Source organism: uncultured Tateyamaria sp., assembly GCF_947504105.1.
Lineage (GTDB): Bacteria > Pseudomonadota > Alphaproteobacteria > Rhodobacterales > Rhodobacteraceae > Tateyamaria.
Genome location: NZ_CANNGP010000093.1, coordinates 1 through 5760 on the forward strand (window position 1 = coordinate 1; position 5760 = coordinate 5760).

Annotated in this window: 4 protein-coding genes; 3 read left to right on the forward strand and 1 reads right to left on the reverse strand. The window is 52.7% G+C overall.

Annotated features, from left to right (window positions below; genetic code table 11):
* The first annotated feature begins 162 nt into the window (after positions 1 to 162).
* From Q1A75_RS23245 to Q1A75_RS23255, 3 genes are all read left to right on the forward strand, one after another.
* Entirely contained in the window at positions 163 to 774 is a 612-nt protein-coding gene (locus tag Q1A75_RS23245) for a TetR/AcrR family transcriptional regulator (RefSeq protein WP_299555248.1), read from the forward strand.
* Positions 775 to 1252: 478 nt separating this feature from the next.
* Positions 1253 to 4327, forward strand: coding sequence for a G8 domain-containing protein (locus Q1A75_RS23250; protein WP_299555245.1), 3075 nt, complete (start codon positions 1253 to 1255; stop codon positions 4325 to 4327).
* 361 nt (positions 4328 to 4688) lie between these two features.
* Entirely contained in the window at positions 4689 to 5309 is a 621-nt protein-coding gene (locus tag Q1A75_RS23255; RefSeq protein WP_299555242.1) for a cysteine hydrolase, read from the forward strand.
* Here the strand turns inward: Q1A75_RS23255 and Q1A75_RS23260 are convergent.
* The coding region (locus Q1A75_RS23260) for a hypothetical protein (RefSeq protein ID WP_299593326.1) at positions 5284 to 5760 on the reverse strand (477 nt) is incomplete at its 5' end. The genes Q1A75_RS23255 and Q1A75_RS23260 overlap by 26 nt on opposite strands.

The window sequence follows — 5760 nt, forward strand, 5'->3', positions numbered from 1 at the left end:
ATCAAACCAATCAGATGAGCCAAACTCTCTCTTAGTTTAGACCGCCATTGGCCCCAAAAACCATGACGACGGACAGTAGCACTCGGATTATATATAGTAAATACTACACTTATATAGGCATAAGTCCGGTGCCACTGGACCTGTAGCGAACAGGAGATCGCAATGAATTCGCACCGGTTGGAACGACGCACCAAACCCTTGCAAACGCGGGCAAACAAGACCGTTGAACTGATCTTGGAAACCGCCGCGAGACTTTTGGAGGACATCGGTTTTGAAGAGCTGACAACCAACAAGATTTGTAAGGCGGCCGGGCTGACACCCCCCGCCCTTTATCGTTATTTTCCAAACAAGTACGCTGTTGTGTCTGAACTGGCCAAGCAATTGATGCATCTGCAGAATATGGCGGTGGCTGAGACTTCGACTGACATTCAAGACGAAGGTCTCAATGTCGGCAGAACTGCCGTAATCCTGTCCGGACAGGTTCAGATCACGCGCGACTTCCCTGGCGGTGTCGCTGTTCTGAAAACGATGTATGCGACGCCGCAACTCGTCGAGGTTCGGCTGACGTCCCATGAAGAACTGGCGGACGGGTTGACCTCCTCGCTCATGGAGCTGGACCTTGGGTTGACAGAAGCTGAACTGCGCAGACGGGTACGCTTGATGATCGAGATCGGCAATTCGGTGGTGGAAATGGTGGTGGAAAATCCCGGCATCAACGAAGCGGCCATGATTCAGGATACCGCCGAGATAATGCATTTCTTGCTGACAAAGTGATCTGTCAGACATTATCGACGGGAACGAGCGGGTTGAATGCAATGCCTGCCGTCATCCCAAGTTAAACCTTCTCAGCGAAATACCACCCTTCCCTGCTTTCAATCGACCAAAAGAACAAGGTCCTGCGGGGCCACTGTTACCGCTTGAAGATGTGTTGACTTTGCGCAGATTAGGCATGGAGTCACCGCCCGTTTCAACAGCGTCCCTCCGTGTTCAGCGAACGCCGGGCCCGCGTCCCAATTCCCGACACGTTAAGACATTTTAGCGAAAAACCACCGGTTGTACGAAGCTGCCCAGCGAGATGCTGCGCAGCGGCTCAAGTGACAGATCGATACCGTGCATTGAGTCTATCGGCACGCTCGCAAACCTGCTGAGACTGACACCACAATAACGACGCCCAGCGGTTGACACAGACGGCTAAGCAACATGAAGCGCCTCACACAGCAATAATATCTCAGTCCTCGAAGGAGAGTAAAAATTGGAACATCAGCACGGTTCAATCAAGAATAACAACGCGTTTCTGATGGCAATGGGCAAAGACAGCCGTATCGAAATCCATGCAGATGATGCATCAAAAAAAAGCTTTACCAGACTGGGAGAAACGGCTGAGAGCGGCGCAACTTCAATACGGGTGGCATATGCGACTGATTGGGAGGTGGGCGATCGCATTGCTATTGCATCATCAGATTTTGACGACGATCAAACCGAGGAATTCGAGATCAAATCCATTTCGAACGACGGTAAAACCCTGACCTTGGACAAGCCACTTGAGTTTTCGCACTTTGGTGATCTCGAAACCCACGATAACGGAAAGATCGGCGCCGAGAAGCGGGAATGGACCGTCAATGAACGTGCCGAGGTCGCACTGCTGAGCCGGAACGTAAAAATTACGGGCGACGATGATTCAACAGAAGATGGCTTTGGCGGGCATACGATGGTTCATCACGGCGCCAAGATGCATATCTCTGGCGTCGAGTTCGACAAGATGGGCCAAGAGGGAATCCTAGGGCGCTATCCTGTGCATTGGCACCTTCTGGGCGAAGGCGGTGAAGGGCAGTACGTCGAGAACAGCTCGATCCATCATTCCTACAATCGCGGCATCACCATTCATGGGACCAGCAACACCAGGATCGAAAAAAATGTGGTGTACGACACGATCGGACACAGTTATTTCTTCGAGGATGGCGCGGAAACCGGAAACTTGCTGAGAGGCAATATCGGCTTTGGCACGCGCGCGGCAGAAAAGGGCAAGGAGGTTCTGGAGTCAGATATCTCCAATGTTTCCACCTATTGGATCACAAACCCAAACAACCATTTGATCAACAATATCGCTGCCGGAAGCGACAATGGCGCGTTTTGGTACGCGATCGGAAAAGCCTTTACAGCCGAGTCAAAGGGCAACCCGCTTTTCGCCGATCTGCTGCCGCCGGATGAAGCAAAATACGGTGTGTTCGAGGGCAACAGCGCCCATAGCAGCAATTCCGGGCTGGCAATCACCAAGAACCCTGATCAAAGCAAGGAACGCATTTACATCACAGCTGACAACACGTTGACAGTCAGTGACTTCCAAGCGCACAAAATGCGGGAATGGAGTGCGAATCTCGACAAGAATGTCGGCACGGTCAATTTCTTTGACTCCATATTCCAAGCCGCGCCCGAAGGCCTAAATTTCAACAGCGATGTCAGGGTCAAGGACAGCCTGTTCTTCGGTGAGTCCGGAAACCTTGGAAATCCCGATACTGATGCGGAACGTGCCGCAGGCAAATCATTTGCAGATCCATCGGGCGAGCTTGCAGGTTTGAAATTCTACAGCGGGCTCTTTCAGGTCGAGGCGGTCCACTTTGCTGGGTTCGGCGATCCAAAGGCGCTTGGCTTGCACAGTGATGGCGGGGCCGGTATCGAAAACTACTTCAAGGGTTTGACGTTCGACAGCGATTTCGATCCTGCGGATGACATCGAGTTTGATATTGGCAACCGTAGGCATGGCCGCGCGATCTATGACGAAGAGGGTACGATCTCGGGGCACGAAGGTGCGTTCCTGACACATTCCGCCCTCGCAGCTAACAAAAGTGCAGCGGGTTTCAAACATCCCGATTTCGCTGCGTTCGTCATCAAGGACGCGAAACTGGCCCAACTCTTCGACAATGGTGTCACCGGGGCTGTTGGTCCCGAGCAGCTGAAACGCTTTGACAGTATAAACGACCGGGTCGGGAATTCGATTGAGGACTATTCAAGCGGCGCAACCGGTGCTGCCTCGCGGACACAAATCGTCTTTCTGGGCGATGGAAATGACTATCTCTATTCCTACGACTATGGCGACCTCTCCCTGGAAAAACAGGACATCACCTTTGTGGGGGCGAACAGCAATGAGTACATCTTTGTCGAAATACTGAATGCAACGCAAAAGCATTTTGTGCCGGGTGCGCTCCATGTCGATTCAGTAAGCAAACTGAAATCAGCGCAGGAAAAAGCATACTATTACGAAAACGGCAGCCTTTTCGTGAAGGTTTTTGGCGGGGAAGAGAAAGACCCGAAATCCCAGATCGATATCGATCTGGGCAGCAGCAGCCAACCCTTCGATACCGTTCCGTATGTCCCATATGAGCCACTCAAGTACACAAAACAGCAGATTCAAGACATGTTGTCGATCCCGCCGCATCCCGAAAAGCCGACGAAGACGGCGATCAAGGAAAATCTGCCAACCGAGGCTGACAGCACGTCCGAAGGGATAGCAATCAAAGCCGCGGATGCCCGTTGGTCTGACGCCAAAACCTGGGGCGGACGCGACCCGGAGGCGGCTGATGTTATCGTCATCGGCCCCGGCCAGCGTGTTGTTCTGGATGAAAGCACCACCGTGAAGGGTATTATCGTGAACGGCGGTGAGTTGGTTGTCGAGGACAAGAAGGATTTAGCGCTTTCTGCGGACTGGATCCTGGTCAATGGCGGAGGCACTTTCCAAGTCGGTACAGAGGACACGCCATTTGAGCACGAGTTTGATCTGACATTGGAAGGCGACGATAAAAGTCTCGATATTGATGTGGGGGCCATTCTGAAAAACAACTCCCCGAAAGTCCTGCGCGCCTCTGATGCCGCCGACACCAGCGAGCCCATGGCAGGTGGCCCCGCCAACGGTGGCACTTCGGCCCCCCCTCACGTTGGCAAGGTGATGGGGGTATCCGCGTCGTACAAGGAAAAACCCGCACAACAAAAGGACACAGACGGGACTGATCCGGTCTTTGTCGATGAGCAGGCGGATGAAATTACGTTTCTGTCAAGGGATGGCGCGGACATAGATGCCGATGCATTGCGAGATGGTGGAACGATCGACGGAGCGGCCAGAGATCACGACGCTGAAATCGGAGCGGCAATCATCTCAACCGATAGATATACCGAGAATGGGCACATTGAATCTCATGCTCTGGTTGGGGACACGCCTGGGGTGTCCCCGGACGGACGAAGTATGGATGGCGGAAGCCAAATACATGCTCTTGACGTAGATGACACCCACAGTCGGCTGCCCGAGCATCACGACGTCATGTTTGGTGTGCTTTGAACTGACAGATCATTTCGTTGTTCAATAGACTGCAGGACTTATCCCATGTTTACACTGTGATAACTGCCGCCCATAGGCGATTGGAAATACCCTGGCACCATACTGGTTTTTGACGAGACTATTCGATACATGCATTGAAGCTTATCGAAGTACGATATTGATATCGTGTGAAATGATTGCAGTCCATGACAGATGCACTTTCACTTTCGAAACCGAAAGTGAAGCGCGATGACGGTGTGCCGCCAAACGCGTAGAGCGTACCCTACCGGACTGGTACGGCTGGCGTGATCGGGGTTCTTCTGCCTTTGGCGGGACTGCACACGATTGGATAGAAACAACTGAGTTGGGGGGAGAGACCGACGTGGCAAACTCTACAAAGCAAGCGCGTGAGCTGATCGATGGACGCCCCGCGCTGATCGTGATCGACATTCAGAAAAGCACGTTCATCGACACAAGCGAGGTGGGATCGATCGACAACATGCCCGGCTACAAGGACCGGATGCTTGCGGTTCGCGACGTTGTTGATGCAAGTCACACAGCCGGCGTTCCAGTGATCTTCATTCAGGAAGTACACCGTCCCGACCTGATCGACTTCGGGCGAGAGCTGGATGGGGACGAAGATGTTCATTGCCTTGAGGGCGACCCAAGAACCGAAATCGCAAAAGACGAAATGGGTTTTCGTGAGGGAGATTATGTCGTTCCAAAGCGCAGATATTCGGCATTCTTTGGGACCGACTTGGAAATCCTGTTGCGGGGTCTAAAGGTGGACACGTTGCTGCTTTGCGGCGGCCTCACCGATGTTTGCGTCCATTACACATTCGTGGATGGCCACCAGTCCGACTATTTCTGTCGCGTGATCGAAGACTGCGTTGCGGGGTCATCGCTCGACGCCCATGAGGCCGCGCTTCGAGCAATGGAATATCTCCAAACGGGTGCGCGGCGCTCTAAGGCGTCTGTTATCGCGGCCCTTTCGCACTTGTGATCGGCATTGGGGTGATCAAATCGACCGCCTTAAGCAACCATACGCAAAGATCACCCGACCTTCGGATCAACAACGACAAAGCCGTACAGGAAATACTTCTAAACCCTGCTGTCCTCCTGGCCATCAGCAAAGAAGCAGTCATACTTCGATTCAGCAGCATGCAGAAATTTTGAACAGTTCCCAACATCGGCGACATTGCCAAGCGGGCAAGAACACCGCCTCCTGCCGTGTGTTCATTCGTCATCTGACTTAGTTTTCTGAACCGTGTTCCCACAGCAGTCTTGCATTTCCATGGGCTCGCTTGTTTACCACGCGGTTTCTCCGTCTTCATAAACATAGCGGAGAACCAATTCAGTCCGGGAAAAGCAATCTTAGTGGGCATGAGACAGTCGAGTTCAAAATTGCGCTGGAGTAGAAAGCAGTTTTTGGAAAGCTGACATTGGCCTTCAAG

Excerpts from the sequence above, each read along its gene's own strand:
- Q1A75_RS23245 (WP_299555248.1), top strand. The coding sequence starts at position 163 with ATGAATTCGCACCGGTTGGAACGACGCACCAAACCCTTGCAAACGCGG.